Below are 25,578 nucleotides of genomic sequence, written 5' to 3'. Positions count from 1 at the left end.
TTGCCGCCTTCCTGGCCGCTTCTGCGCCCGGCCTGCGAAGCGGATCGGCCGGCCTGTGCGCAGATCTACCGCGAAGCCCGCCGCGCCGCCTTCCACTGGGACCCGAGGGAGTACGATCTGGCGGAGTTTGCCGGCTCCTCCTACGGCGAGAAGCTCTGGGTCGCCGAGGATGAAGAGGGCGGTATTCTGGCCTTCGCATCGGTCTGGGAAGCGCCGGACTACTGGTTCCTGCACAATCTTTTCGTGAGTCCGGCGCATCAGCAAAAGGGTATCGGCCGGGCGCTTCTGGTTCATGTTCTGGCGGCCATCGGCCGGCCGGTCGAACTGAAGACCGACGCGCCCAACCTTGTCGCAAAGCGCCTTTACGAGGGTTTCGGCTTTCAAGTCGTCGAGGAAAGCGCCAGCGACCCGGTTTCCTGGCTGAAGATGCGGCTGGCGTAGGTGCTGCTTGAGCGCGCGCTGGGCTTATCCCCGTTCTTCAGACGTAACCCACAGGCTTTCCACAGTTTATGCACGCTTTCAGCCCCAGATATGGCAGCGGGCGGCACTTTTCTTATTTGTCGGCAACCCGCCGATCTTTGATAGTCTGGTGGACCCGGCGCTTGGAGTCCCCGATTTCGGTCTGCATCCGACGTTGAACCGGGCTCTTCGCCGTAGACTCTGAATATCTCTCGTATAGGCATTGGGTGCCCATGGCTTTCCCGCCTGAATTTCTTGATGAACTGCGCAACCGCCTGACCCTTTCGGAGGTGGTCGGGCGCAAGGTGAAGCTGATCAAGCGCGGGCGCGAACACAGCGGCCTCTGCCCCTTCCACAACGAGAAGTCGCCCTCCTTCACGGTCAGCGACGAGAAGGGCTTTTACCACTGCTTCGGCTGCGGCGTGCACGGCAGCGCCTTTGATTTCGTGATGAACACCGAGGGCTTGAGCTTTCCGGAAACTGTCGAGCGCCTGGCCGGTCAGGCCGGGATGACGGTGCCCCAGGACAGTCCGCAGGACCGGGCCCGGGCCGAAAAGCGCGCCGGGCTGATCGACGTGCTGGAAGCCGCCGCGGCCTGGTTCGAGGAGCAACTGGCCAGCCAGGCCGGGCGCGAGGCGCGTGACTATCTGCAAGGCCGGGGCCTGGCGCCGCAGACCGTGGCGGCCTTTCGCCTGGGCTTTGCCCCGCGTGAGCGCGGGGCGCTGGCCAAGGCCCTGCGGGCCCGCGGAATCACCGTGGATCAGCTTCTGGAAGCCGGGCTGGTGAAGCGCAATGAGGCCGAGGCCGCCGGCGCCGACGACCAACTGCGCGACTACTTTTTTCACCGGGTTATCTTTCCCATCACCGACCGGCGCGGGCGGGTCATCGCCTTTGGCGGCCGGGCGCTGGGCGAGTCCAAGGCCAAGTACCTGAACTCGCCGGAAACCGCGCTGTTTCACAAGGGCCGGGAGCTCTACAACCTGGCCCGCGCCCGCAAGGCCGCCCACGACAGCGGCGAGCTGCTGGTGACCGAGGGCTATATGGACGTGATCGCCCTGGCCGAGGGCGGTTTTCCGGCGGCGGTCGCTCCCCTGGGCACCGCGGTTACCGAGGACCAGATTACCGCGCTCTGGCGGCTGGTGCCCGAGCCGACGCTCTGTTTCGATGGCGATACGGCCGGGCAGCGGGCGGCGTTTCGCGCTGCCGAGCGGGCCATGCCCCTGCTGCAGGCCGGCAAGAGCCTGCGGTTTGCGCTTCTGCCGTCAGGCGAAGACCCGGACAGCCTGCTCCGCAGCCAGGGCGTGGCAGCGCTTCGCACGGTTCTGGAAGCGGCCCAGCCGCTGGCGGAGATGGTCTGGCGTAAGGCAACCGAAGGGCAGCCCAGCGACACGCCGGAGCGCCGCGCGGCCATCCGTGCCGCGTTACGCGACCAGGTGAAGGCAATTCGCGACCCTGAGTTGCGGGAAGACTACCGGCAGGAGATGGATCGCCGTTTCGCCGAGGCTTTCAGCTTTGCCGGCAGCACTCAGGGAGGCGGCCAAAGGCGGGACTGGCGGCCCGGCGGGCGCAATCAGGGGCGCAGAGGGCCGGGAAGAGGCGGCTGGGGTGCGCGGAACTGGGGGCCGCCCGAGGCACCGGCCAAGCATCGCGGACCGGCTGATTTGTTAAAACCGCAGCGAACCGAGCAACTGCTCCTTGCCACGCTGATCAATCACAACAAATTATTAACTGAGTTCGTCGAGACTCTCGTGGGCATCGATTTCGTCAGTGAAGGCCTGAATGACCTGCGGCAGGCGCTTATAGATTGCTTTGCGCGCTATCCGGAGCTTGACAGTGAAGGTGTGAAATGCCACCTGTCGGAACAGGGGTATTCCGGAGTTTTGGCTGGCTTGCTGGCTTCGGAGGTATATGTTCACGGCAGGTTTGCCCGTCCCGACGCCTCAGCGGAGGTGGCGCGGCAATCCGTGTTGCACATTTTAGGGGTGTTGCGTGAGCGTCAGTCGGTACCCCAGCTTGCGGAGGAGACCCTGGCCCTGGCGACGGACATGACGGCGGATCAGTTGAAACGGGTCCAGGCTCGGCAGAAATTGCGGCTTGAGGAAGATGGACGAAAAGTGGATTTGGATCACTTCGAGACCATGCTTCAAAGGGCCGCCGATAAGGCAGAATCTTAAGAACGACGGCGTGGCGGCAGGGTTTTGATGAGCCCGGCCCCTTTTGAGCGCCCTGACTATGGCATCTGAGGTAGTGGGCTGAATGGCGACTAAGGCTAATGAGAACGCTGAAACGGCGGAATCGCGTGAGGAATCACCCGACGGACCGCTGATGGATTCGATGTCCGCGGCGGTCAAGAAGATGATCGCGAAGGCGAAGGAACGCGGCTACGTCACGTATGACGAATTGAATGCCGTGCTGCCGCCGGACCAGATGTCTTCCGAGCAGATCGAGGACACCATGTCCCTGCTGTCGGAGATGGGTATCACCGTCATCGAGAGTGAGGAGCAGGAGGAAGCCGCCCCCGAGGCCGATGCCAAGGAAGGCAGTGCCTCCGCTTCAGGCAATCTGAACGACGACGATATCGGCCGCACCGACGATCCGGTACGCATGTATCTGCGTGAAATGGGTTCGGTGGAACTGCTGTCGCGCGAGGGCGAAATCGCCATCGCCAAGCGCATCGAAGCCGGCCGCGAAAAGATGATCGGCGGCATCTGCGAGAGCCCCCTGACCATCCGGGCGCTGCTGGTCTGGCGCCAGGCGCTGATCGAGGGCCGCATCCTGTTGCGCGACATCATCGACCTGGACGCCACTTACGGCGGCGGGCCGACCGAGGACGCCATGAACCAGGCGGTCACCGAGATCGCCGGGATGGAAGAGGCGCCCGAAGACGAGGCCAAGAACAAGGCCGAGAAAGAGAAGAAAGAGGCTGAGGCCGAGTCCGAGGCCAAAACGTCCGGCACGGCTGCCGCGACCAATGGTGCGACGCCCCCCGCGGAAGGCGATGGCGAGGCCAAGGCCGACGGCGAGACCAAGGCCGAGGGCGAGGAAGACGACGACGACGAGGAGGACAACTCCATCTCGTTGGCGGCCATGGAAGCCGTGCTGCTGCCCCAGGTGCTCGACACCTTCGACGATATCTCGAAGACCTGGAAGAAGATCGCCAAGGTCCAGGAACGCCGTCTAGCCGCCCTGCAGAAGGGCGAGAAGACGACGCCGCAGACCGAAAAGCGCTATGAGAAACTGACCCAGGAACTGGTCGAGCTGATGGAGGGCGTGCACTTCAACAATGCGCGCATCGAGCAGCTGGTCGATCAGCTCTACGGCCTGAACCGGCGCCTGCTCGGTTTCGAGGGCAAGATGCTGCGCATGGCCGAACGCTCCGGCGTCAAGCGCCAGGATTTCCTCGATCATTACTTCGGGCGTGAGCTGGACCCGCGCTGGGTCAGCCGGGTGAAGCGTTTGGCCGGCAAGGGCTGGGCCAAGTTCGCCGAGCGTTACGGCGAAGAGGTGAAGGGGATCCGCAAAGAGGTTTCCGAGATCGCCGATGAGAGCGAACTGCCGATCGGCGAGTTCCGCCGCATCGTGAAGACGGTGCAGACCGGCGAGAAGGAAGCCAGCAAGGCCAAGACCGAGATGGTCGAAGCCAACCTGCGTCTGGTGATCTCCATCGCCAAGAAGTACACCAACCGCGGCCTGCAGTTCCTCGACCTCATTCAGGAAGGCAACATCGGCCTGATGAAGGCGGTCGATAAGTTCGAGTACCGCCGCGGTTACAAGTTCTCAACCTACGCCACCTGGTGGATCCGTCAGGCGATCACCCGTTCGATCGCCGATCAGGCGCGCACCATCCGTATCCCGGTGCACATGATCGAGACGATCAACAAGCTGGTGCGCACCAGCCGCCAGATGCTGCACGAGATCGGCCGCGAGCCGACCCCGGAAGAGCTCGCCGAACGGCTGGTCATGCCGCTGGAAAAGGTGCGCAAGGTCCTGAAGATCGCCAAGGAGCCGATCTCCCTGGAGACGCCCATCGGCGACGAGGAAGACAGCCACCTGGGCGACTTCATCGAGGACAAGAACGCGGTCATTCCCCTGGACGCGGCGATCCAGTCCAACCTGCGCGAGACCACGACCCGGGTGCTGGCCAGCCTGACGCCGCGCGAGGAGCGCGTGCTGCGCATGCGTTTCGGCATCGGCATGAACACCGATCACACCCTCGAAGAGGTGGGGCAGCAGTTCTCGGTCACCCGCGAGCGTATCCGCCAGATCGAGGCCAAGGCGCTCAGGAAACTGAAGCACCCCAGCCGCAGCCGCAAACTGCGCTCATTTTTGGATACTTAGAGTTCAGTCAGTACAGAGTTATTTCGAGAAAGGGCCGTCCTTCGGGGCGGCCCTTTTCGCTGGACGGCGCTGCTGGACAGCGAGCCTTGCCATCCATGGCGTTCACTTTTCGCGGCGCTGACCGTCGGGGCTCAATGCCAATCGTCGGGCGACACCACAGGCGCCAGAACGATTGCCGCGATGACCAGAGCGCCGGCAAGGACTTGCGACAGCCCGATCGGTTCGTTGAATGCCAGCCAACCGATCGCGAACATGGTCGGAAGCTCCATGGATCCCGCCATGGAGGTGCGGCCCGCACCGACCAAGGGGGCAGCGGCAGCAAACAACAGGTTCGGCAGCAGCGCCGTCACTACCGAGATGCCAAGAATGAGCATCCACTGACCTGCCTCGCGCGGAATCACCGCGCCGGGCTCCAGGCTTAAGATCAGCGGAAGGAGTCCGAGAACTGCGCCGAGGGAAAAGCCGGCGGCGCGCTCCAAGGCGGAAAGCCTTCGCAGCCTGCTGGCCAATACGCAAATCGCAAATCCGAACGACAAGGGCGCAGTAAGGCATGCAAGCGCTGCCCATAGGGTTTTTGGCGCGAGAGCGGCAGGAGAGAGCGCGATGAACGCGGCTGCCAAAATCAACATCCCGGCGCTGACGGCGCGAAGGGTGAGTTGTTGTTTCAGCCAAAGCCAGGCGATCAGCAGCGTGAAAAGGGGATAGGTCATGTAGATCACGCCGACCGTGGAGACGGGAGCGGCTTTGAGAGCTTCGACATAACCAATCCATCCCAGGCCAACCGCAATGCCGGAGCCGATGGCCCAGAACGTCGCTTTGCGCTTCTCGTGCGAGAACCTGAGAAAGATCAGGAGAATCAAGGCCGACGTCAGAAACCTGAAAAACGCTATGGCTGACGATGCAAGGCCGGCCTCCGAGAGCCCTTTCGCAAACCAGGGTGCCAAGCCGAAACAGACGGCGGAAAAGACAATGACCAGAGTTGCTGACTGCGCGCCCATGGCCTTTTGAGAACGAGCAGGTGACATTGGCGTGGGGCTCGATCGGCTTCGTGAACCGCTAAAGACATAAGCGGTTTTAGCCGGTTCAAATATTGAGGGTAGCATCCAGAATTTAGACAACCGCCGCCGATGGCAACCCTTTTTCCTTGCTTCGGTTTGCGACGCCGCTAGCCTTCGCATCCATGGAATTCGTCTTTCTCGGTACCGGTTGCCCGGTGGTCTCCACGGAGCGCTACGGGCCGGCGCAGCTGATCCTGAGTGACGGCACCGCGGTGCTGGTCGACTGCGGCTCCGGCGTGACCCAACGCCTGCTTGCCGCCGGCACGCCGGGGCGCGATCTCGACGCGCTGCTACTGACCCATCTGCATTCCGATCACCTGGTCGATCTCTATCAGCTTATCGTTTCCTCCTGGCACCAGGGGCGCGACCGGCCGCTGCCGATCTACGGACCGCCGGGCACAAAGCGCTATGTCGAGGGGCTGATGACACTCTGGGAGCCGGAGTTGAGCCAGCGCATCGCCCACGAGAAGCGCCCCTCGACGGCTGCGCTGAAGGTGGCGGTAACTGAGATCGCCGCCGATGAGGTTTTGAGCCTCGGCGGACTGCGCGTCACCGTCGTGCCGGTCGACCATCAGCCGGTGCGCCATGCCTTTGGCTTTGTCTTTGAAGGCGGCGGCAAGAAGCTGGCGATCTCCGGCGATACCCGGCGTTGCCCGGCCCTGATCGAGGCGGCCGCAGGTGCGGACCTTCTGGTTCACGAGGTCTTCGTCCATCGCGAGATGCCGGTGGTGCCCGGCGTCCGCTCCGCCGAGACCGTGGCCAACGTGGCGGGCTATCACACGCTCTCCAGCGAGGTCGGCAAGATCGCCGCCGAGGCCGGCGCAGCCTGCCTGGCGCTGACCCACTTCGTGCCGCCGGCCTGCGACCGTCAGGCGCTGCTCGACGAGGTGGCGGCGGACTTTGCCGGTCCGGTTGTTCTGGGTGAGGACCTGATGCGCATCGACCTGATGAGGGCCTGCGTGAACCACGGCAACGCGGTCGTCTCTTTAGGGGGAGGCGTTAAGCGAAGCCATTGATTTTTCTGGCCGAGTCCCAAGATCTAGATCAATCGAACAAGCAGGCTATCCGACAATGAGCATTCAGGCGTCATCTTTGGATGACATGGACCGGGACGTCCTGGCAAAAGCGCTGGCCATACAGAACTGGCTGATCGGCGAAGCCCGGTTCCTGGAGGATCCGGATGATGCGGTGGAAGGATTTGTGCAACGCCTGATCGACGCCGGCGTGCCGCTGGACCGTTTCACCAGCGCCATCCCGACGCTCCATGCAGTGCGGCAGGGTCTTGGGCGCAAATGGGCCCGGGGTGAAGGAATCAAGGTTCTCGAATTTGGCTGGGGCAACGACGAGATCTATGAGGCGAGCCCCTATGCCCTGGCCCACCGGACCCGTGACTGGGTGCAGTTCCGTCTCGCTGAAATCGATGACGGCGCCTTTGGCGTTGTCGCCGAGCTGCGCGCCGGGGGTTACGCTCACTACATCTGCATGCCGGTTTTCTTTCGTGACGGAGCCGAAGGCGGTCTTACCTTTGCGACGCGCCACCCCGAGGGTTTCAGCGCCGCGGACCTGGCCCTGCTGCGCGCCCTTGAAGACTCTGTCGCCATCGTCCTGGACATCAACCGGGTCTGGATTCTGCTGCACGAGACGCTGCGCACCTATGTCGGCGAGGAACCGCAGGCCCGGATCCTCTCCGGCCAGGTGCGGCGCGGCGACGTGGTGCCGATGCGCGCCGCCATCGTCTTTGCCGATATGCGCGGCTTCACCACGCTTTCCTCTGCCCTGACCGTCGAGGAAACCGTGGTCCTGCTGAACCGCTATTTCGACAGTGTCGTGCCGCCTATCGAAGAAGCGGGGGGCGAAGTCCTGAAATACATCGGTGACGGTGTGCTGGCGATCTATGGGGCCGGTGATGACGAGCGGGCGGCCTGCGCCAAGGCCCTGGCGGCGGCGCAGGCGATCGTCAGGCGGGTGGCCGAGGACCAGGCCGAGGTGCCGGCGGCTTTGCGTTTCGACATCAAGGTGGCGCTCCATTTCGGTGAGGTCGCCTATGGCAACATCGGATCGGGCGCGCGTCTGGACTACACGGTCGTGGGCAATGGCGTGAACCTGGCCAGCCGACTGGCCGATCTGGCGGGCATTCTGGGTCATCGCCTGCTGGTGTCGTCCGACTTCGCCGGGCTGCTGCCGGATGTCGGTTTTGCGAGCTGCGGCGAACATCAGTTGCGCGGAGTCGGCAAACCGCAGACCGTGTTTGAGCCGGTTCAGGTTTGAACCGATCCAGGTTTGAATGGGTCTAGCGCGCGGCCTCTGCAAGAACCTCGACGCGGACTTTCGTGACGCCGCTGTCGATGAACGCAAGCTCCCGGGCGGCGGCGCGGGAAAGATCGATGACCCGCCCCTTTATAAAGGGGCCGCGGTCGTTGATGGTCACCACCACCGAGCGTTGGTTCGCCTGATTGATAACCCGGACGCGGGTGCCGAAAGGCAGGCTGCGATGGGCGGCGGTAAGGGCCGCCATATCGAAGCGCGTGCCGCTGGCGGTGAGGCGGCCATGGAAGCGCTTGCCGTACCATGACGCCAGGCCGGTAAAACGCGCGCTCACCGTTTCTTCTTCCCGAGGGGCGGCTCCACTCTTTGCCGATGGCGGCAGCGCGGCAAGCGCCGGTGCCCTATCCGTTTGCGCACCCGGCGCCTTTGGTTCGGTCCGGTTCACGGCGATGCTCTCGGTTGGGTGCTGGATAGAGGCAGACGTCTGCGGCGCGGCGCAGCCGGCCAGAAGGCCGAGCGCCAGCAGGAAGAATCCGGCGGGCAGGCACGACCACGCGTTGCCGCGCCCCGTTTCATGGCGGCTCATTCCCGTTTCACCTCTTTGGGCCGGCGGTTCTGCCGCAAGCCTTATGGGCCTATTCCCAGAAAGGCTTGCCGAGATCGATGGTGTCTTCGTCGGTCAAGGCGCCGGTCAGGCCACCGGCGGCCGCGCCGATAACGGCACCCTGGACAATGGTCAGGCCGGTTACCGCGCCGACGACGGCGCCGGCCCCGGCGCCGATACCGGCACCGCTGAGCCCGCGGTCACCGGTGCTGGAACCACAGGCGGAAAGGGCAAGAGCCGCTGCGGTCATAACAATGGATAAACGAATCATCTAGGTCACCTCGATTTAAATTTCAGAGTCCACGCAGAGTCGACAAAGACCAAATTGCCCCGATCCCCTGATATAGGGGCTGCCAACTTGGGCTTGCCATGTCAAAACTGTGCCCTTAGAACGTTTGTGGGCACGTTCTATTCCCGACTTGCGTAGTATTGTCGGTCTGCTCCAGGAATTACTGGCTGCGGCGGCATCTTGTCTCGATAGGGTTGCGAGAGCACTCGTTTGGCGGGAGCCTTCGCCGGAAGTACTCGAGCAACAACGAGAAGAGCTGGATCGGCGGCTCAGGTTTTCTGTGGGAGGTGTGGGTTCTTGCGACCAGTTGCTTTCGTCAGCATCGTTCGTGCCGCTGATTGTTGCGCCCCGGCCCTGCCGTTGGCGAATGGCCCGCTCCGATGATTCCGCGTATCCTTCTGCTCTGCCTGCTGGGCGCCGTGACGGCCTGTACCGCCCCCAGGGCACCGGTCGTCGGCGATGCCCAGTCCACGACAAGCTCGGCCTATGTTAAGCTGGCCCACGGCAGCCGAAGCGGTCCCCTGTCCGAGAGCTGGAATGACCGGGGAGACGATCTGACGAGCGCTTCTCGTGTGCCCGGGCAGACCACGCTTGCCAGCCTGCCCCGGATACCGCAACCAACCCGTCCGCGCCCGGCGATCCTCTCCGCCGGCCGCCATCTGGAGTGTGTGCCCTATGCGCGCAAGCTCTCCACATTTACCATTCGCGGTGATGCCTGGACCTGGTGGACCAAGGCCAAGGGACAGTACCGCCGTGGTGCGGCGCCGCAGCCCGGTGCGGTCATTGTGCTCAGCAAGACCAAGCGCCTGCGTGCCGGTCATCTGGCCTATGTGGCGGAGGTGCTGAACGAGCGCGAGATCCTGGTGCATCAGGCCAACTGGCTGAACCGGGGCCGTATTCACCGCTATACCCCGGTGCGCGATGTTTCGGAGAACAACGACTGGTCGGTGGTACAGGTCTGGTACACCCCCAGCCAGCGCTACGGCAGTGGGCGTTACCCGGCCTACGGCTTTATCTATCCCAGCGACCGGGACGGCCCGGACATCCGGCAGGCGGCCAACTGACCGCGGCCAACTGAATGGGGCCGTCGTTTTCTGCGGCAAATCGCTTGATCTATGGGCGCCCGGCGGCACAATGGCGCCGGGCCCGTAGTTCAGCGGTTAGAACCCACCGCTCATAACGGTGTTGTCGCAGGTTCGAATCCTGCCGGGCCCACCACTTTCACCCAAATTTCTGAAACCGTCAGTGAGTGCGGATTTCGGGCAATGCGTTCCGCCCAAAGGTGATTGATAGTGAATTCAATACTTAGCCATTGACCTAACTATAATTACTCCATATACTTAGCCATATGGATAACTATATTCCGGCGCTTGACGTCGTATTTCATGCTCTTGCCGATCCAACTCGGCGGGCAGTCATCCACCGATTGGGCTCAGGCGAGGCGACCGTCAGCGAGCTTGCAATCCCCCACAACATGGCGTTGCCGTCTTTCATGAAGCATCTTCAGGTATTGGAGAGTGGCGGCCTGATCAAATCCCATAAGACAGGACGGGTGCGCACCTGCCAAATCGTTCCTTTGAAGCTTGCGGTCGCCGAGACATGGATTTCAAAGGAACGTGCCGTGTGGGAAGGGCGGGCAGAACGGCTTGCTAATTACGTTGAGAACATCGCTTCCGAGAAGAAATAAAAATGGGCAAAACCCGAGACCTCGACCTTACTGTGTTTTGCATCATCAAAGCCCCGCGCTCTGTCGTATGGAAGGCGTGGAAAGAGCCGGAGCATTTCGTGAAATGGTGGGCACCTGCCCCTGTGGTTACGATTTCTAATAAGCACGAATTCTACGCAGGCGGTGGCTTCGATACCACGATGCGCCTTGAAGATGGCACGGTAATGGAGGGCGGCGAAGGCTGTTTTCTAGAAGTGATCGAGAATGAGCGCATTGTGTTCACCGACGCGTTACGGGGCGGTTGGCGACCCAATGAGGAAGCGTTTTTTTCTGCCATCGTCACGCTGGAGGATCATCCCGAAGGGACGAGTTACACCGCAACCGCTCTGCACAAAAACGAGATCGACCGGCAGACGCATGCCGACATGGGCTTTATGGATGGTTGGGGAACCGCCATCAAACAGCTTGGAAAACTAGCGGAAAAGCTTCGATAAGATTCCTTCGTTCGCAGGAACGGTCACGGTTGGTCGGACAATCATCGTTCTTCCAAGGTCGCATTCCATCCCGCCAGAATATCCAAAAAGCGGTTCCAACTTTTTCCAGTTGGGCCCACCATTCCCTTCTTGTTTCTGCGGGTTTTGTTTCTGTAGGCGGGCGCCTGGCTAGAGTAGGTGTTCTTATCGGTTTTTTATCGGGGTCCAATCGTGCCAGCGTCGTTCCAGCCTCTGCCTTTCGCTGCGCCGCTGCCGGACGTCATCATCGTCGGGGGTGGCGTTATCGGCCTGGCCGCGGGGCAGCTGCTCAGCGAGGCGGGCTGCCGGGCCGTGCTGATCGAGAAAGGCGAACCGGCGGGGGCGGCCAGCCGCGGTAACGCCGGCGCCTTCGCCTTCTCCGATATCATGCCGCTGGCCTCACCGGGTATCCTGTTGAAGGCGCCGGGATGGCTGCTCGATCCCTTGGGTCCCCTGGCCATACCGCCCCACCAGTTCCTGACGGTGCTGCCCTGGTTGATCGGGTTTTTCCGCGCCAGCTGGCCGGACCGGGTTCGCGCCGCCGTCGAGGCACAGGCAGCGCTCAACGGGCTGGCGAGGACCGAGATGGACCGTCTGGTCGCGGCGGCGGGTCTGGCGTCTTTCGTCCGCTCCGACGGGTCCCTGCAACTCTATGAGAGCGCGCGCGAATGGAAGGCCTCGCTGCCCGGCTGGGCGCTGCGCGCCGACCACGGGATTGCCTTTGAGCATCTCGATGCCGAGGGCCTGGCGGCCTTGCAGCCGGGCCTTGCCGGGCGTTTCGTCAAGGCCACTTTCGTGCCGGCATGGCAGACCGTCACCGACCCGCGGGACTTCGCCCAGGCGATCGGCGAGGCCGCGCGCCGGCGGGGGCTGACCCTCTGCCGGGGTGAGGTGGCGGCCCTTGAGCCCGATGGCGACGGCGTGACGGCGGTGCTGAGCGACGGTCAACGCATTCGCGCCGGCCATGCCGTGCTGGCGGCGGGGGCCTGGTCGAAGACCCTGGCCGCAGCGCTGGGCGACCCGGTGCCGCTGATCCCTGAGCGCGGCTACAACACCACGCTGCCGCCGGGCGCCTTCGACCTCAGGCGGCAACTGATCTTCGGCGGGCACGGCTTCGTCGTCACGCCGCTTGCCACCGGCATCCGCGTTGGTGGCGCTTCAGAGCTGGCCGGCTTCGAGGCGCCGGTCAATTTCAAGCGCTCAACCCACATGCTGGCCAAGGCGGCAGCCTTTATGCCGGGCAGGGCGGCGTCGAGTGGATGGGTTCGCGCCCGTCGATGCCCGACAGCCTGCCGGTGATCGGGCGCGCGTCCGCTGCGCCACGCGTGGTCTATGCCTTCGGGCACGGTCATCTGGGCCTGACACAGTCGGCCGCGACCGCCCGGCTCGTCACCGATCTGGTTCTTGACCGATCCCCGGCGATCGACCTGTCCCCGTTCCGGGCCGGGCGGTTTTGACCTGTCCGCCCGGCCTGGAGCCGTGTTATGGCTGTTGACCCTTTCAGCCGCATTGATGGACACCTGCCGTAGCCCGATCACGCCTGCCCGTCCGGCACCGCAGCCGTGTGAGAGTTGGTCAGGAAGGAGCATCCCATGAAGATCACCGCCATTCACGCCTATCAGGTCGATCTGCCGCTGAAGGAAGGGCGCTACGCCTGGTCCGACGGCAACTATGTCGATGTGTTCGACTCCACGGTGGTGGCGATCGAGACCGATGCGGGCCTTGCGGGTTATGCCGAATGCTGCCCGCTGGGCTCGACCTATCTGCCGTCCTATCCGCGCGGCGTGCGTGCGGGGCTGCAGGAGATCGCGCCCCGGCTGCTCGGTCTCGATCCCACCGACATCGGCCATGTCAACCGGGTGATGGATATGACGCTGAACGGCCACCCTTACGTGAAGGCGCCGGTCGATATCGCCTGCTGGGACCTGCTGGGAAAAGCCGCGAAGATGCCGCTGGTCAAGCTGTTCGGCGGGTTGGCGCAGAGCGATGTAAAGCTCTACCGCGCCATCTCGCAGGAAGCGCCGGAGACGATGGCCGGGAAGATCGCCGGCTACAAGGCTGAGGGTTACACCAAGTTCCAGCTAAAGGTGGGCGGCAACGCCGACGACGACATCGCGCGCATCTTTGCCTGCCGCGAGATCCTCGATGCCGGCGATATCCTGGTTGCCGATGCCAATACCGGCTGGACACGGCACGAGGCGGCGCGAGTGGTCGATGCGGTCGGCGATCTCGATGTCTATATCGAGCAGCCCTGCGTGACCTACGAGGAATGCCTGTCGATCCGCCGGCGCACGGCGCGGCCCTTTGTGATGGACGAGAACATCACCGATCTCAACATGCTGGTGCGCGCCCTGGCCGACGATGCGATGGATGTCATCAACCTGAAAATCAGCAAGGTCGGCGGCCTTACCAAAGCCCGCGCCATCCGCGACCTCTGCGTGGCCCATGGCATTCCCATGACCATCGAGGATACCTGGGGCGGCGATATCGTCACCGCCGCCATCGCCCATCTCGCCCAGTCGACGCCGGCCGATTTCACTTTCTCCGCGACCGACTTCAATTCCTACGGCACCAAGGCCACCGCCAAGGGCGCGCCGGTCCGCGTCAAGGGCGCGATGCAGGCGCCGACGGGGCCGGGCCTGGGTGTGGAACCGGATTTCACCGTGCTCGGCGACCCGGTGCTTTCCTTCTGACTTGGACATTCATGCGCCGATCCGGTCCGCCTGCCGCTCAGTAGATGACGAGGACGGGGCAGTTCGATGCCGGATCTGCTTCATTGGTGTCCGTTTGGGCTCTGCGCGCTGCTGTCCAGGCAAGCATCGCGCCTGGGGCTCACCCCCCACCCTGGCAGGAAACGTCACGCCCCCCGGGAGACGAACTTCCTTGCTGTCTCGATTCCGGCAATTGCCGCCATGCCTTTGCCCTGGCAGGCAGTAAACCGCGATGCCGAACACTAAACCGAACAACAGTGGATCTGCTCTAGGGTTGCAGCAGGGTCTTGACCTTCTGGGCGACGGCGGCGCCAAGGGTGCGGTTTGTCTCCGCTGTGAAGTGGATGCCGTCGACACCGTCGGTCGAAACCACCGAACCGGCGTCGAAGAAGCTCTCGCCTGCAGCCTCGGCAATCGCCTTGTAGACGCCGGGCAGCGCCTCGCTCTTCGCCAGGCCATCAACGAATATCGGGGCGGCAAGCGGATCGATCGTCTCGCCGAGGGGCGGCGGGCTGATGAGCAGAACCGGCGGCGGGGGGTAATCCGTCCAATCCCATCCCGGCGACTTCTGCACCATGTTGATCAACGCCCCGGCGCCCAGGCCGATCTCGAACGGCGTCCGGTTCAGGTAGGTTTTGGTGTCGTTCGTTCCGAGCAGAATGATGACCAGGTCCAGCGGTTCGTGGGCCGCCAGGGCTGCCGGCAGGTAGTCCGCGCCGTTCAGCTTTGGATCATTGGGATCGTCGATGTTGGTGGTTCGCCCGCTCAGGCCGTCGACAACCAGCTCATAGCCGTCGCCCAGGTTTTCGCCGAGTACCGTTGTCCAGCGATCGGCATGGGGGTGGCGGGTGGTGGGGACGATCGGTGCCACCGGGGTCCAGCCCCAGGTCAGGGAGTCGCCGAAGACAAAGACCCGCTTTATTTTATCCTGGGCAGTCGCTTGCGCGCCGAAAAGCGTCAGCGTCAAGACGAACGCCAAGGTGACCGCCAAAACACCTGACAGTAGCGTGCCTGATTTCCTCATCCTCGTTTCCTCCTCTGGGTTTTCTGTTTACAGGCGAAACGGTGGAGCCTACGGCCCTTCGCTACGACAGCAGGGAGCGGGCGGTGGCTTCGTCGGTGATCAGCGTTGTCGGTTCAAGCAGGCGGATGGATCCGCGCAGCACGGCTGTTTTTTCCGGTCCGCCGGAGATGAGGACACGCTGCGGCGTGCGCTTCAGGCGGTCGATGCTGACGGAGATGGCGCGCTCGTTCACCGGATGGTCGACGAGCTCTCCCTCTTCGTTGATGAAGTTGTAGAGGATGTCGCCGACGGCGCCGGCCTCTATCAGGGAGCGCCGCTCTGCCTCGGACAGATGGCCCACGCGGTAGGATGTCGTCAGCGTCGAGATGCCGCCGACACTCAGAAGGGCGATGTCCAGGCTGTCGGCCATCTCAAAAACCTGGGCGATCCCACAACGCTCCAGCAGGGCATGCTTGGTCTCGGGACTGTCGACCAGCGCGGGCGCGGGCACCAGAAAGCCTTCGCCCTGGAACAGTTCGTTGAACTGCCAGGCAAACTCCGCCGGGTTGAAGCGGCGGGCCTGGGAAATGCCGCCGAGAAGCGAAACGACGCGGAAATCCTCCAGCGTGCGCCCGGTAATGTAAGGCAGCGCGGAATAGAGCGTCCGTCCCCAGCCGACCCCCACGGTGATGCCCGAACGCATGGCCTGCGAGATAAAGGTGCCGGCGACGGCGGCGATTACCGGGGCCGGGTGTACCTCCGTATCGGTGACCGGCGCGACGATTGCCTGATCGATTCCGAAGCGGCTTTCAAGGGCCCTTTCGACCTCGGTAATCTCGACCAGCGGCGCCTTGATGGTGATCTGCACCTCCCGGCGGCGGCGCGCATCGGCCAGCAGCCGAACCACGGTGACTCGGCCAACGCCAAGGATCGAGGCAATCTCGCTTTGTGTGCGTCCCTCGATGAAATACATCCATGTCGCGCGAACCCGCAGACGGTGGCTCGCATCGGGCAGGTTGACCTGCTGTGCGGCCGGTTTCTTGCGACCCTGGGTTTTGTCGTCACGGGCCAAGGGCTGACCTCCTGGGAGAATGTCTCTGGGAGAGTGTCTGCGGTTTTCTAACCGCCGGTCGCCTATCCGGCAACCTCCGGCGGTGGTCTCATACGGGGGCGTGGCTCCTATCTGTGATGCGAAGCATGTCGGAAAGCAAGGCGGCTATATCCTCCGGCGCCTCGCTTTGGGGCATGTGGCCGATATCCTGGAGCAGGTGAAGCGCCACCCGGCCCGGCGCCCGCAGGGCCTGCCGCCAGGGAAAGACGCGGTCCGAACGGCCCCAGATGATTTTGGCCGGGATTTCCAGACGCGACAGCACCGGGTTCAGATCGAAGCTCTGCACCGAGTCCGGAAAGAGAGTATCGGCCAGATCGATCTGATAGGCCCGCAAAGCGGGATCCCGGCGTGCCAGCATGGCGGCGCGCGCGAAACCCTCGTCCGGCGGTTGGGCGCCGCCGGTCAACTGCGCCAGCCAGGGGGCGAGGCTTTCACGGCGGCTGGCGCGGGCGATGCCGGTGAGGATCGCCCCATCGACCTCGGGGCCCAGCCCGGCCGGGGCGATCAGGGTGAGGGAGGCGATCCGCCGGGCGCGCACGTCTGCGAGCGCCAGCGCCAGGGCCGCGCCCAGGGAATGGCCGACCAGATGAGCCTGGTCGATGTCCTCAAGGTCGAAGGCTTCGACCACGCTGCGCGCCAGCCGGCGAAAGGAGTCAATCTGCCGGCGCGGTGATTTCCCATGGCCCGGCAGGTCGAGCTTCAACACCGGATGGCCGGCCGGAAGGTGGGGCTCCACTGGCTGCCAGGTTGCCGAGTCGCCGGCAAAGCCGTGGATCATGAAGAGAGGCGCGCCGTCGCCCGTGCCTGAGCGATGAACCTTCAGCGGCCCGGCCTCGGCCTGCCATGTTAGCGGCCTGTGCGCGACGGTGCCGCCCGTTCTCGTCTCCAGAGCTTGCGCCTCTACGTCGGCAGCGGCGATGCGGCCGCGCGGTCCCGATCCGGCGATGCCGGAGAGATCGAGGGCGTGGTCCCGCGCCAGCCGGCGCGCCCGCGGCGTGGCGCGCGCTTTGCCTTGCCGGTCCGCTGTGCGGGCGACGTGGTCAGCCGCGGCCGGCGCCGGCGTCACCGCTACGGCGGCGGTCGCGTCGTTTGCGGGGAGGGCGGTATTCCCGCCATCGTCGCTTTCCGGCGGGGGCCCGACGGCCTCGCCCGGCGCGTAGATCCAGGCGACCGGCTTGCCGATGGCCACTTCCGTGCCGATGCCGGCCAGGATGTTGTGGAGCCGTCCGCTGGCGGGGCTTTCCACTTCCATGGCCGCCTTGTCGGTTTCGATATCGAACAGGGGATCGCCGGCTTTTACTTCCGCCCCTTCGTCGGCATGCCAGGCCGCGATCGTGCCGCTGGACATGTCCATGTCCACCTTGGGCATGATGACCTCGACGGGCATGTCAGGTCACGCCGCGGACGAGGTTCCGGACGGCGTCGAGAATATCCGGCACCTGGGGGACCGCCGCTTTTTCAAGTTCGGGGTTATAGGGGATCGGCACCTCGGCGCCGCCCAGACGGATGATCGGCGCGTCGAGGTAATCGAAGGCTTCGCTCTCGGCGATGGCGGCGCTCACCTCGGCGCCGATGCCCAGCGTCGTGGTGCCCTCATAGACGACGACCAGCCGCGATGTCCTGGCCACGCTTTCGATGACGGTCGCCCGGTCCATCGGCCGGATCGTGCGCAGGTCGATCACCTCGGCCTCGATGTCTTCGCCTGCCAGCGTTTCCGCCGCTGCAAGGGCACGCTGGACCATGATCGAGGTCGCCACGATGGTGACGTCCCTGCCGGGGCGGCAGACATTGGCCTTGCCGATGGGGACGGTGTAGTGGCCCTCGGGCACGGGCCCTTTCATCTTGTAGAGCAGCTTGTGCTCGAACAGCATGACCGGGTTCGGGTCATCCAGGGCCGCGAGCAGCAGGCCCTTGGCATCGTGGGGCGTGGCGGCCTGGGCCACCTTCAGGCCGGGCACGTGGCCGAACCAGGCCTCCAGGCTCTGGCTGTGCTGGGCCGCCGCCCCGGTGCCGGAGCCGGCGGGAAAGCGCATCACCAGGGGCACCGAAACCGTGCCGCCGAGCATGAAGCGCAGCTTGGCCGCCTGGTTGACGATCTGATCCATCGCCAGGGTCGCAAAGTCCGAGAACTGGAATTCGTAGATCGGCCGCAGGCCGGTCAGCGCCGCGCCGACAGCCACCCCGGCGCCGCCGAGCTCGGAGATCGGAGTGTCCATCACCCGGTCCTCGCCGAAACGCTGGACCAGATCGCCGGTCACCTGGAAGGCGCCGCCGTAGATGCCGATATCCTCGCCCATCAGGATGACCCGGTCATCGGTCTCCAGGGCCACGGCAAGGGCGTCGCGGATCGCCTCGGCGTAGCTCAGTTCGCGGACCGCGGGCTCCAGGGTGGGGGCTTGTACGTTCACGCCGGCACCCCCGCAGAGTCATCTGGTGCAGAGTCCGGGGCGTAGACATCCCGGGCCAGCGCTGCCGGATCGGGACCCGGGCTGGTCTTGGCGAACTCGATTGCCTCTGTAATCTCGCGGGTAGCCCCCCGCTCGATGGCCGCCACCGCGTCCGCATCGGCGATCCCATGCTCGCCCAACAGCGTGGCGAAGCGGCTGATCGGATCGCGCGCCACCCAGGAGTCGATTTCCTCCTTGCTGCGGTAGCGGTTCCGGTCGGACTTGGAGTGCCCGCGCCAACGGTAAGTGACGGACTCGATCAGGCTGGGCCCTTCGCCGGCCCGGGCCCGCTCGACCGCGGCATGGCCGGCCTCGGTCACGGCAGAGAAATCGTTGCCGTCGACGGTGATGCCCGGCATGGCATAGGCCGCCGCCCGCTCCGCCACCCGGGGCTGGGCGCTCGATCTTTCGGTGGAGGTCGACATGCCGTAGTGATTGTTCTCGCAGGCGAAGATGACCGGCAGCTTCCAGACCGAGGCCATATTGAGCGCTTCGTGAAAGGCGCCTTCGTTCACCGCGCCGTCGCCGAAGAAGCTCATCACCACCGATCCCGGGTTAAGCCGCTTTGCCGAGAGCGCCGCGCCCACTGCAATAGGAATGCCGCCGGCGACGATGCCGTTGGCGCCGAGATTGCCCTTGGCGACGTCGGCGATGTGCATGGAACCGCCGCGGCCGCCGCAATAGCCGGTTTCCTTGCCGAAAAACTCGGCGTACATGCGCCCGACCTCGGCGCCTTTAGCGATACAATGGCCATGGCCGCGATGGGTCGAGGTGATCTTGTCGTCGTCCGTCAGCGCCATGCAGAGGCCGACCGCGCTGGCCTCCTGGCCGATGGACAGATGCATCGTGCCGTGGATCAGCCCTCTGACGTAGCAATCCTCGGCGCCCTCTTCGAACTGCCGAATCAGGACCATCTTGCGCAGGGCTTCGCGCAGCGCTTCCGGTTTGTGATGGCGAATGGCAAAGGGCGCATTCGCCGGTGGGCTTGCCAGCATCGGGGGTCAGGCTCCCTGGTGTGCCGCCAGGAGTTCATCCTGGCGTGCCCTCAGCGCCACGATCTTGGCGCCTTCGGGCGGTGCGGCATTGTCATAGGTGATCAGCGCGCCCTTGCTGATCGGGGCCGTGACCTTGCCGTCGGCCAGCAGACCGCAGGGAATGGCGCGTTCGGCCCGGGCTTGCTCCGCCCGCATGATCCAGGCGCGGTAGCAGTACTCGCCGATGGCATCCAGGGCCTCGCCCGGCGCCAGATCGCGCTTTGCCACCGCACAGACCTCCGCCACCGGGCGGTCGAGCGGCACCATGTCGGCCTTGCCGTAAAGCACGGCGCGGGCGCAGGTCAGCGGCACCTCAAGGGAGGTCAGGTGATAGGGACGGATGAAAGTGAAGTAGGGGCCGTCGCCCAGCTTCAGATCGGTCATGCGTTCGGAGAGCCGCGGATGAGACATATCGGCGATCACGAAAACGCCCGGCGCCACGCCGGCGCCGATGGAGTAATCCACCCGGCCGATATCGGAAAGCACGCCGCCGTCCTTTTCCGGAACCAATACCTTGGAGAGTTGTTCCTTGGTGGCGGCGGGGCCGTGCAGGCCGGGGCGGTCGGGCACCAGGCCGGTGGCGTTGGCGATCGCCGCCATCTCCACCATGGTCTTCGACCCGTCGATGAATTCCACCAGCATGCGCGCGCTCATGTTCCGGCGCTCGGCTTCTTCGAGATAGTCGTCCGGTACCGCATCGATGTTCAGCGGGTTGTTCTTGCCCTTGCCGGCGCAGACGATGGGATGACCCATGGCCGAGACGAACTCGATCAGCTCGATGCAGGAGGAGGGCTCATCACCGGCGCCGAGGGTGTAGACCACGCCAAGCCGGTCGGCTTCAGCCTTCAGGTAGGCGCCGATGGTGACGTCGGCTTCGACGTTCATCATCACCAGGTGCTTGCCGTTCTCCATCGCCGACAGGCCGATTTCGGCCCCAACAGCGGGCACGCCGGTGGCGTCGATCACCACGTCGATCAACCCGCTTCCCACCACCGCCGAAGCATCGGCGGTAACGGCGATCTGATCCGCCTCCATGGCGGCGTTCAACTGATCGGGCGTTGCGGCTTCCTTGGCCCGCCCCTCGCCGTTGTAGGCGATCTCGACCGCCTTCAGGGCGCCCGGCACGTTCAGCTCGGCGATGGCGCCGATGCGGATGCCCGGCATGTGGGCCACCTGGGTCACGATGTCCGTACCCATCTCACCCGATCCCACAAGCCCGATGCGGACCGGCCGGCCCGATTCGGCCCGCGCGACAAGGTCCTTGGCGAGGCCGGTCAGTACAACATTCGTGGGCAAGGGAGCATCTCCTTCAATCGGCTGGTGGGAAAACTCTAATGAACATCTGTTTTATCGTCAATACGCATGTTCGAGGCATGCAGGCTGCGAAAGCTACAAATTCCTTGACAACAGCGAATGGCACGTGAACATTTGAATGAATAGAAATAACATTGTTCAACGATAAAGGGGAGGAAATCGAAGCCAATGACTCCGAAAACCCTCCCGCGAAGCACCCTGTGATGTCTCCCACTTGCCGGATGAAGCTGCACGCCGACAAACTGTGCTGCCGGCACCCTGGGGCTCAGCAGTGCCTTGAGACGTAAGAACGATCTAAAGGGAGGAACTAGTCCATGCGCGTTAACATCAACGGCACCACACGCCGGTCATTTCTGAAATCAAGCGTTGCCGCCGGCCTTGCGACCGGTGTCGGAACGTCGCTGGCGGCGCCCGTCTTCGCCCAGTCGTCGCTGCCCGATCCGGCCACCGTGCTGGCGGACATCTCGGTTCCGAAGTACGTCCGCGAGGATTACCGCAAGCTCTACGCCATGTCCGACGAGCCGCTCTGGGATCCCAAAAAAGACTGGATCAGGACCGTGGACTGGGAAGCCGTGCGGGCCGAGCAGGCCGGCAAGACGGTGCGCTTTGCCATCGGCGCGGCGGATCAGGAATCGGCGGCCGAGGGCCTCGTGCCCTTCGAGAAGCTCTCCGGCATCAAGGTCGAACTGGTTCCCATCCCGGATGACAGCTTCTACGACAAGGCGATTGCGGAATTCATTTCCGGCAACGCCAGTTTCGACGCGCTGCAGTTCTTCTCGCCCTGGCTTGGCGACTTTGCCGCACCGGGCTTCCTGGCCCGCCTCGACGACTATGCCGAGAAGTGGAAACTGCCGCTTGACGACTTCTACGACACCTACCGCCTGAACTACGGTCAGTTCGGCGACAAGGGGCTCTACGGCATTCCCTTCGACTGCGACATCCAGATGGTGCATCTGCGCAAAGGCTATGTGGAGCAGGTCACCGGCGGCCCGATCGACAAATGGAAGACGGTCGAGACCTACGACGACCTGATTCGTCTTTCCGGCGAGCTGAACAAGATCGAGCCGGGCGTTGCCGGCGTCGGCCTGATGGCCGCGCGCGGTTTCTGGTCGACCTATACCTGGGAGCATATTGCCGCCCAGTGCGGCGTCGACCTTTTCGACGGCGAGTGGAATCCGATCTTCAACAACGACGCCGGCATCAAGGCGCTGGAGATCATCCTGGATCTTCAGAAGAATGCCGCGCAGGGTGTTGCCGGCTGGGGCTGGCCGGAGAACCGGGCGGCCTGGCTCGGCGGACAGTTGGCCACCAACATTTCCTGGCAGGACAGCGGCACCCAGGCGATGCGGCCGGACCAGAGCCAGATCGTCGACGACTTCGTCACCATCTACGAGCCGCGCGTGAACATCGAAGGCGCGCGCTTCGCCCCGCCGAATATTGCCGGATCGACGTCCTGCGTGGCCGCGACCTCGCAGAACCCGGAGGGTGCTTTCCTCATGCTCGCCTTCCTGACCACGGCGTCGATCATGTCGATGAACGAAGCCAATGCCAACGGCGTGGCGCCGGGCTACAAGTCGGTGCTGTCGAATGAGCGTCTGCGGGCGGTTTCGCAGCCGGCGGAGGTCTGGGCCGACAGTCTCGACTATGCCTGGTGCGCGCCGCGCATCCCCGGCATGTTCGAGATGGAGCAGGCCCTGGGCAACGAGATCAACCGGGCCATCGTCGGTCAGATCCCCGCGAAAGAGGCTCTGGACAACGGTGCCTCTGCCTGGCGGTCGATCATGAAGAAGAACGGTTTCTTCAGCAGCCGGGAGCCTTTTGCCTATTCAGCCGTAGAGGCGGGCACCTGGGCCGGCCGCGGTAAACCCTCGCCGATCTGATCGCAAGGGGGGCGGGTACGAGCCTGAGTTAGATGACCCAGACACTATCGGGTAGGGCCGGGGCGGCAGGTATCGCCGCGCCGGCCCCGGCACGGCGCCGGCGAAGCCCCTTCCGGCGCAAACTCTTTCCCTACCTGCTGGTCGCGCCGGCGGTTGTCTATCTGTTGATGATCACCCTCTATCCCGGCGTCTACGCGGTCTATCAGTCTTTCTTCTTCGTTACCTTCACCGGCTGGGTGCCCGCCGGCTTCGAGAACTACACCAACCTGATGCAGGACCGGGAGTTCTGGGCGGCGCTCTGGAACACCCTGGTTATCGGCGGCATATCGCTGGTCCTTGAATGCGTGATCGCCATGACCCTGGCGTTCTATGCCTACCGCGACCCCTTCATCCGGGGCTGGCGCATCATCTTCCTGATGCCGATGCTCTTCATGCCCTCCGCCGTCGCTTTCATCTGGAAGCTCGCCTTCAACGACGGGCGGGTGATCTCTGATCTGCTGATGCAGCTCGGCCTGATCTCCGACAACATCGACTTTCTGGGCCACGTCTGGAACGCCCGGCTGACCCTTATCGTCGCCGATGTCTGGCAGTGGACGCCCTTCCTCTTCATCATCTTCGTGGCCGGCCTGCAGGCGCAGGATAAGGAGATGGAGGAGGCCGCCCGCCTGGACGGCGCCAGCTGGCCGGCGATCTTCTGGAACATCTCCCTGCCGCTGATGCGCCCGGTGATCGCGGTTGCCGTCATTCTGCGGGGGATCGACATCACGACGATGTTCGCCAACGTCTTCATCATCACCCAGGGCACGCCCGGCGGCGCGACCGAGACGATCAGCTACTTCATCTACCGCATGGGCTTCCGCACCTTCAACTTCGGCTATGCCTCCGCGGCCTCGGCCCTGATGCTGATCTTCACCATCATCGTCGCCCAGGTCCTGTTGAAGCGGTTCTTCCGCTCCGGGAGGGCCTGATGGCAAAGCGCCTGAAGTCCGGCGAGAACCGCATTCTCCGCTACGTCATCCTCGCCGGCTGGGCGCTCTGCTGCCTGCTGCCGATCCTCTGGTTTCTTTCCATCGGCTTCCGGCCGCGCACCGAGATCATCACGCCGCAACCGATCTACTGGCCGACCTTCTCACTCGATGCCTGGCATATGATCTGGGACGACTGGCCGATGGCCCACTACCTGATGAACTCCCTGCTGGCCATCGTCGGCTCGGTGGTGATCGACCTCGTCCTGGCGATCCCGGCGGCCTACTCCCTGGCGCGCTACACCTACAAGGGGCGGGAGGATATCGGGTTCTACATCCTCTCGACGCGCATGATGGCCCCGGCCATCGTGGCGATCCCGATCTTCTTTCTGTTCAAGGGGCTCGGCCTGCTTGATACGGTCTGGGGGCTGATGCTGGTCTATGCCGCGATCAATCTCAGCCTCGTCACCTGGATCATCCGCTCCTACATGCAGGACATTCCGCATGAGCTTGAGGATGCGGCCCGCACCGACGGCGCCTCGGATCTTCGGATCCTCTGGGAGATCGTGATACCGATCTGTCTGCCGGGGATCATCACCGCGGCGGTGATCGCGGCGATCTTTGCGATCAATGAGTTCCTGTTCACACTGCTGATCGCCTCCACCCAAAATGCCTATACCATGTCGGTGGCGCTGGCGAATTTCACCGGCGGGTCGGACGGCAAGATCTACAATGCCATCGCGCTTGTTTCCTTCCTTGCCTTCGTTCCGGTATTCCTGCTGGTCGTATCGATCCAAAAACACCTGTCGCGCGGCTTGACGCTGGGTGCATTGAAGGGATGAGTCGTGGCTGAGATTGAGTTGCGCAACGTCAGAAAAAACTGGGGCGAGTTCGTCGGCGTCGATGACGTCAGCATGAAGATCGCCGACCAGGAGTTCGTCGTGTTCCTCGGGCCCTCCGGCTGCGGGAAAACGACGACGATGCGCATGATCGCCGGGCTGGAAGACCCCACCGGCGGCGAGGTCATCATCGACGGCGAGGTCGTCAACGACGTCGATGCCCGCGACCGCGATGTCGCCATGGTCTTCCAGAGCTACGCGCTCTACCCGAATATGACGATCTTCGAAAACATCCGTTTCCCCTTGCGGATGCGCGGAATACCCAAATCACAGCATGTGGAACTGGTAAAGCGCGCCGCGGAGATGGTGGAGCTGGGCGACTATCTCGACCGCAAGCCGGGCGCGCTTTCTGGCGGCCAGCGCCAGCGCGCGGCCCTGGCCCGCGCCGTCGTGCGCCAGCCCCACGTGTTCCTGATGGACGAGCCTCTCTCGAACCTCGATGCCAAGCTCCGCTCGGCGATGCGCGTTCAGATCAAGCATCTGCAGCGCCGGCTGAAGATCACCACCGTCTATGTGACCCACGACCAGGTCGAGGCGATGACCCTGGCCGACCGCATCGTCATCATGAACGGCGGCGCCATCCAGCAGATCGGCACCCCCGACGAGATCTATACCAATCCGGCGAACACCTTTATTGCCGGTTTCATTGGTTCGCCGCCGATGAACCTGATCAAGGGCCATGTCGAGGGCGGCACCTTTACCGCGCCGGGCGTCAGGGTCGAGGGCATCGCGGTTGAGAGCGGCCGTGCCGTGACACTGGGTATCCGGCCCGAGGACTGTCATCTGAACGGCACGCCGTCGCAGATGACGGGCACGGTCTTCGGGATTGAGCCGACCGGCGATCAGACCCTGGTCAGCCTGCGGACCGACGACGACCTTTTCGAGATCCGGGCCGACCGGGATTTCAGGGCGCCGCTGGACACCACGGCCCATATCGGTTTTGATCTCGACCGCCTCTACCTCTTCGATGGGGCCACGGGCGAGCGCCTGCGTTGATGGTGACAACAAGCGGAGGCAGAGAAC

General features: G+C 64.0%; 22 protein-coding genes, 1 tRNA gene and 1 pseudogene. 15 read left to right on the top strand and 9 right to left on the bottom strand.

Going from position 1 to position 25,578, the window contains the following annotated elements; translation table 11 throughout:
- From HBA54_RS08995 to rpoD, 3 genes are all read left to right on the top strand, one after another.
- Window positions 1-441 (top strand): GNAT family N-acetyltransferase, encoded by a 441-nt coding sequence (locus HBA54_RS08995; RefSeq protein ID WP_167223589.1) that lies wholly within the window; start codon window positions 1-3, stop codon window positions 439-441.
- A gap of 251 nt (window positions 442-692) precedes the next feature.
- Entirely contained in the window at window positions 693-2,633 is a 1,941-nt protein-coding gene (gene dnaG, locus HBA54_RS08990) for a DNA primase (protein ID WP_167223587.1), read from the top strand.
- Between the two features lie 82 nt (window positions 2,634-2,715).
- Complete coding sequence (rpoD, locus tag HBA54_RS08985) at window positions 2,716-4,797, top strand: RNA polymerase sigma factor RpoD (protein WP_167223585.1); 2,082 nt, start codon at window positions 2,716-2,718, stop codon at window positions 4,795-4,797.
- 131 nt (window positions 4,798-4,928) lie between these two features.
- On the opposite strand, the gene HBA54_RS08980 is transcribed toward rpoD, so the two are convergent.
- A complete protein-coding gene (locus HBA54_RS08980) occupies window positions 4,929-5,822 on the bottom strand; it encodes a DMT family transporter (RefSeq protein ID WP_205944504.1) in 894 nt (297 codons plus the stop codon).
- Window positions 5,823-5,977: 155 nt separating this feature from the next.
- Here HBA54_RS08980 and HBA54_RS08975 point away from each other — a divergent pair, with 155 nt between their 5' ends.
- Both HBA54_RS08975 and HBA54_RS08970 read left to right on the top strand, forming a co-directional pair.
- Complete coding sequence (locus HBA54_RS08975) at window positions 5,978-6,871, top strand: MBL fold metallo-hydrolase (protein ID WP_167223581.1); 894 nt, start codon at window positions 5,978-5,980, stop codon at window positions 6,869-6,871.
- A gap of 55 nt (window positions 6,872-6,926) precedes the next feature.
- Window positions 6,927-8,123, top strand: a complete 1,197-nt coding sequence (locus HBA54_RS08970; protein ID WP_167223579.1) for an adenylate/guanylate cyclase domain-containing protein — start codon at window positions 6,927-6,929, stop codon at window positions 8,121-8,123.
- 22 nt (window positions 8,124-8,145) lie between these two features.
- Here HBA54_RS08970 and HBA54_RS29630 read toward each other — a convergent pair whose 3' ends face one another.
- Both HBA54_RS29630 and HBA54_RS08960 read right to left on the bottom strand, forming a co-directional pair.
- Complete coding sequence (locus HBA54_RS29630) at window positions 8,146-8,706, bottom strand: septal ring lytic transglycosylase RlpA family protein (RefSeq protein WP_167223577.1); 561 nt, start codon at window positions 8,704-8,706, stop codon at window positions 8,146-8,148.
- A gap of 49 nt (window positions 8,707-8,755) precedes the next feature.
- On the bottom strand, window positions 8,756-8,995 hold the full coding sequence (locus tag HBA54_RS08960) for a YMGG-like glycine zipper-containing protein (protein ID WP_167223575.1): 240 nt from the start codon (window positions 8,993-8,995) through the stop codon (window positions 8,756-8,758).
- 398 nt (window positions 8,996-9,393) lie between these two features.
- Between HBA54_RS08960 and HBA54_RS08955 the strand changes: the two genes are divergently transcribed.
- From HBA54_RS08955 to HBA54_RS08930, 6 genes and pseudogenes are all read left to right on the top strand, one after another.
- On the top strand, window positions 9,394-10,077 hold the full coding sequence (locus HBA54_RS08955) for a CHAP domain-containing protein (protein ID WP_167223573.1): 684 nt from the start codon (window positions 9,394-9,396) through the stop codon (window positions 10,075-10,077).
- Between the two features lie 78 nt (window positions 10,078-10,155).
- Window positions 10,156-10,231, top strand: a tRNA-Ile gene (locus tag HBA54_RS08950).
- Window positions 10,232-10,361: 130 nt separating this feature from the next.
- Complete coding sequence (locus tag HBA54_RS08945; RefSeq protein WP_167223571.1) at window positions 10,362-10,700, top strand: ArsR/SmtB family transcription factor; 339 nt, start codon at window positions 10,362-10,364, stop codon at window positions 10,698-10,700.
- A 2-nt stretch (window positions 10,701-10,702) separates the two neighbouring features.
- Window positions 10,703-11,173 (top strand): SRPBCC family protein, encoded by a 471-nt coding sequence (locus tag HBA54_RS08940; RefSeq protein ID WP_167223569.1) that lies wholly within the window; start codon window positions 10,703-10,705, stop codon window positions 11,171-11,173.
- A 177-nt stretch (window positions 11,174-11,350) separates the two neighbouring features.
- Window positions 11,351-12,648 (top strand): annotated as a pseudogene (locus HBA54_RS08935) (NAD(P)/FAD-dependent oxidoreductase).
- 135 nt (window positions 12,649-12,783) lie between these two features.
- On the top strand, window positions 12,784-13,884 hold the full coding sequence (locus HBA54_RS08930; RefSeq protein ID WP_167223567.1) for a cis-3-hydroxy-L-proline dehydratase: 1,101 nt from the start codon (window positions 12,784-12,786) through the stop codon (window positions 13,882-13,884).
- A gap of 286 nt (window positions 13,885-14,170) precedes the next feature.
- Here the strand turns inward: HBA54_RS08930 and HBA54_RS08925 are convergent, their stop codons facing one another.
- From HBA54_RS08925 to HBA54_RS08900, 6 genes are all read right to left on the bottom strand, one after another.
- The gene (locus tag HBA54_RS08925) at window positions 14,171-14,926 is read right to left on the bottom strand and encodes an SGNH/GDSL hydrolase family protein (protein WP_167223565.1); all 756 of its coding nucleotides are present in this window, start codon (window positions 14,924-14,926) and stop codon (window positions 14,171-14,173) included.
- 61 nt (window positions 14,927-14,987) lie between these two features.
- A complete protein-coding gene (locus tag HBA54_RS08920) occupies window positions 14,988-15,977 on the bottom strand; it encodes a sugar-binding transcriptional regulator (protein WP_322096000.1) in 990 nt (329 codons plus the stop codon).
- An 88-nt stretch (window positions 15,978-16,065) separates the two neighbouring features.
- Window positions 16,066-17,403, bottom strand: coding sequence for an acetoin dehydrogenase dihydrolipoyllysine-residue acetyltransferase subunit (locus HBA54_RS08915; protein WP_167223563.1), 1,338 nt, complete (start codon window positions 17,401-17,403; stop codon window positions 16,066-16,068).
- A 1-nt stretch (window position 17,404) separates the two neighbouring features.
- Entirely contained in the window at window positions 17,405-18,424 is a 1,020-nt protein-coding gene (locus tag HBA54_RS08910; protein WP_322095999.1) for an alpha-ketoacid dehydrogenase subunit beta, read from the bottom strand.
- Window positions 18,421-19,458, bottom strand: a complete 1,038-nt coding sequence (locus tag HBA54_RS08905) for a thiamine pyrophosphate-dependent dehydrogenase E1 component subunit alpha (protein ID WP_167223561.1) — start codon at window positions 19,456-19,458, stop codon at window positions 18,421-18,423. Before HBA54_RS08905 ends, HBA54_RS08910 begins: the two co-directional genes overlap by 4 nt.
- A gap of 6 nt (window positions 19,459-19,464) precedes the next feature.
- Window positions 19,465-20,793: an NAD(P)H-dependent oxidoreductase gene (locus tag HBA54_RS08900; RefSeq protein WP_167223559.1), complete on the bottom strand. Its 1,329-nt coding sequence runs from the start codon at window positions 20,791-20,793 to the stop codon at window positions 19,465-19,467.
- Window positions 20,794-21,125: 332 nt separating this feature from the next.
- On the opposite strand from HBA54_RS08900, the gene HBA54_RS08895 reads away from it, so the two are divergent.
- Genes HBA54_RS08895 through HBA54_RS08880 form a run of 4 tightly spaced genes read left to right on the top strand, consistent with a single transcriptional unit; the run spans window position 21,126 to window position 25,551 of the window.
- Window positions 21,126-22,691: an ABC transporter substrate-binding protein gene (locus HBA54_RS08895; protein WP_167223557.1), complete on the top strand. Its 1,566-nt coding sequence runs from the start codon at window positions 21,126-21,128 to the stop codon at window positions 22,689-22,691.
- Between the two features lie 32 nt (window positions 22,692-22,723).
- The gene (locus HBA54_RS08890; RefSeq protein ID WP_167223555.1) at window positions 22,724-23,659 is read left to right on the top strand and encodes a carbohydrate ABC transporter permease; all 936 of its coding nucleotides are present in this window, start codon (window positions 22,724-22,726) and stop codon (window positions 23,657-23,659) included.
- Window positions 23,659-24,498 carry a carbohydrate ABC transporter permease gene (locus tag HBA54_RS08885; RefSeq protein WP_167223553.1) on the top strand — a complete coding sequence of 280 codons (840 nt, stop codon included), beginning with the start codon at window positions 23,659-23,661 and terminating at the stop codon, window positions 24,496-24,498. Before HBA54_RS08890 ends, HBA54_RS08885 begins: the two co-directional genes overlap by 1 nt.
- Before the next feature lie 3 nt (window positions 24,499-24,501).
- Window positions 24,502-25,551: an ABC transporter ATP-binding protein gene (locus HBA54_RS08880; RefSeq protein ID WP_167223551.1), complete on the top strand. Its 1,050-nt coding sequence runs from the start codon at window positions 24,502-24,504 to the stop codon at window positions 25,549-25,551.
- Window positions 25,552-25,578: the final 27 nt, after the last annotated feature.

Origin of the sequence: Pelagibius litoralis (assembly GCF_011683915.1) — a bacterium.
GTDB classification, from domain to species: Bacteria; Pseudomonadota; Alphaproteobacteria; order Kiloniellales; family Kiloniellaceae; genus Pelagibius; species Pelagibius litoralis.
This window is presented reverse-complemented; position numbering and strand designations above follow the sequence as displayed.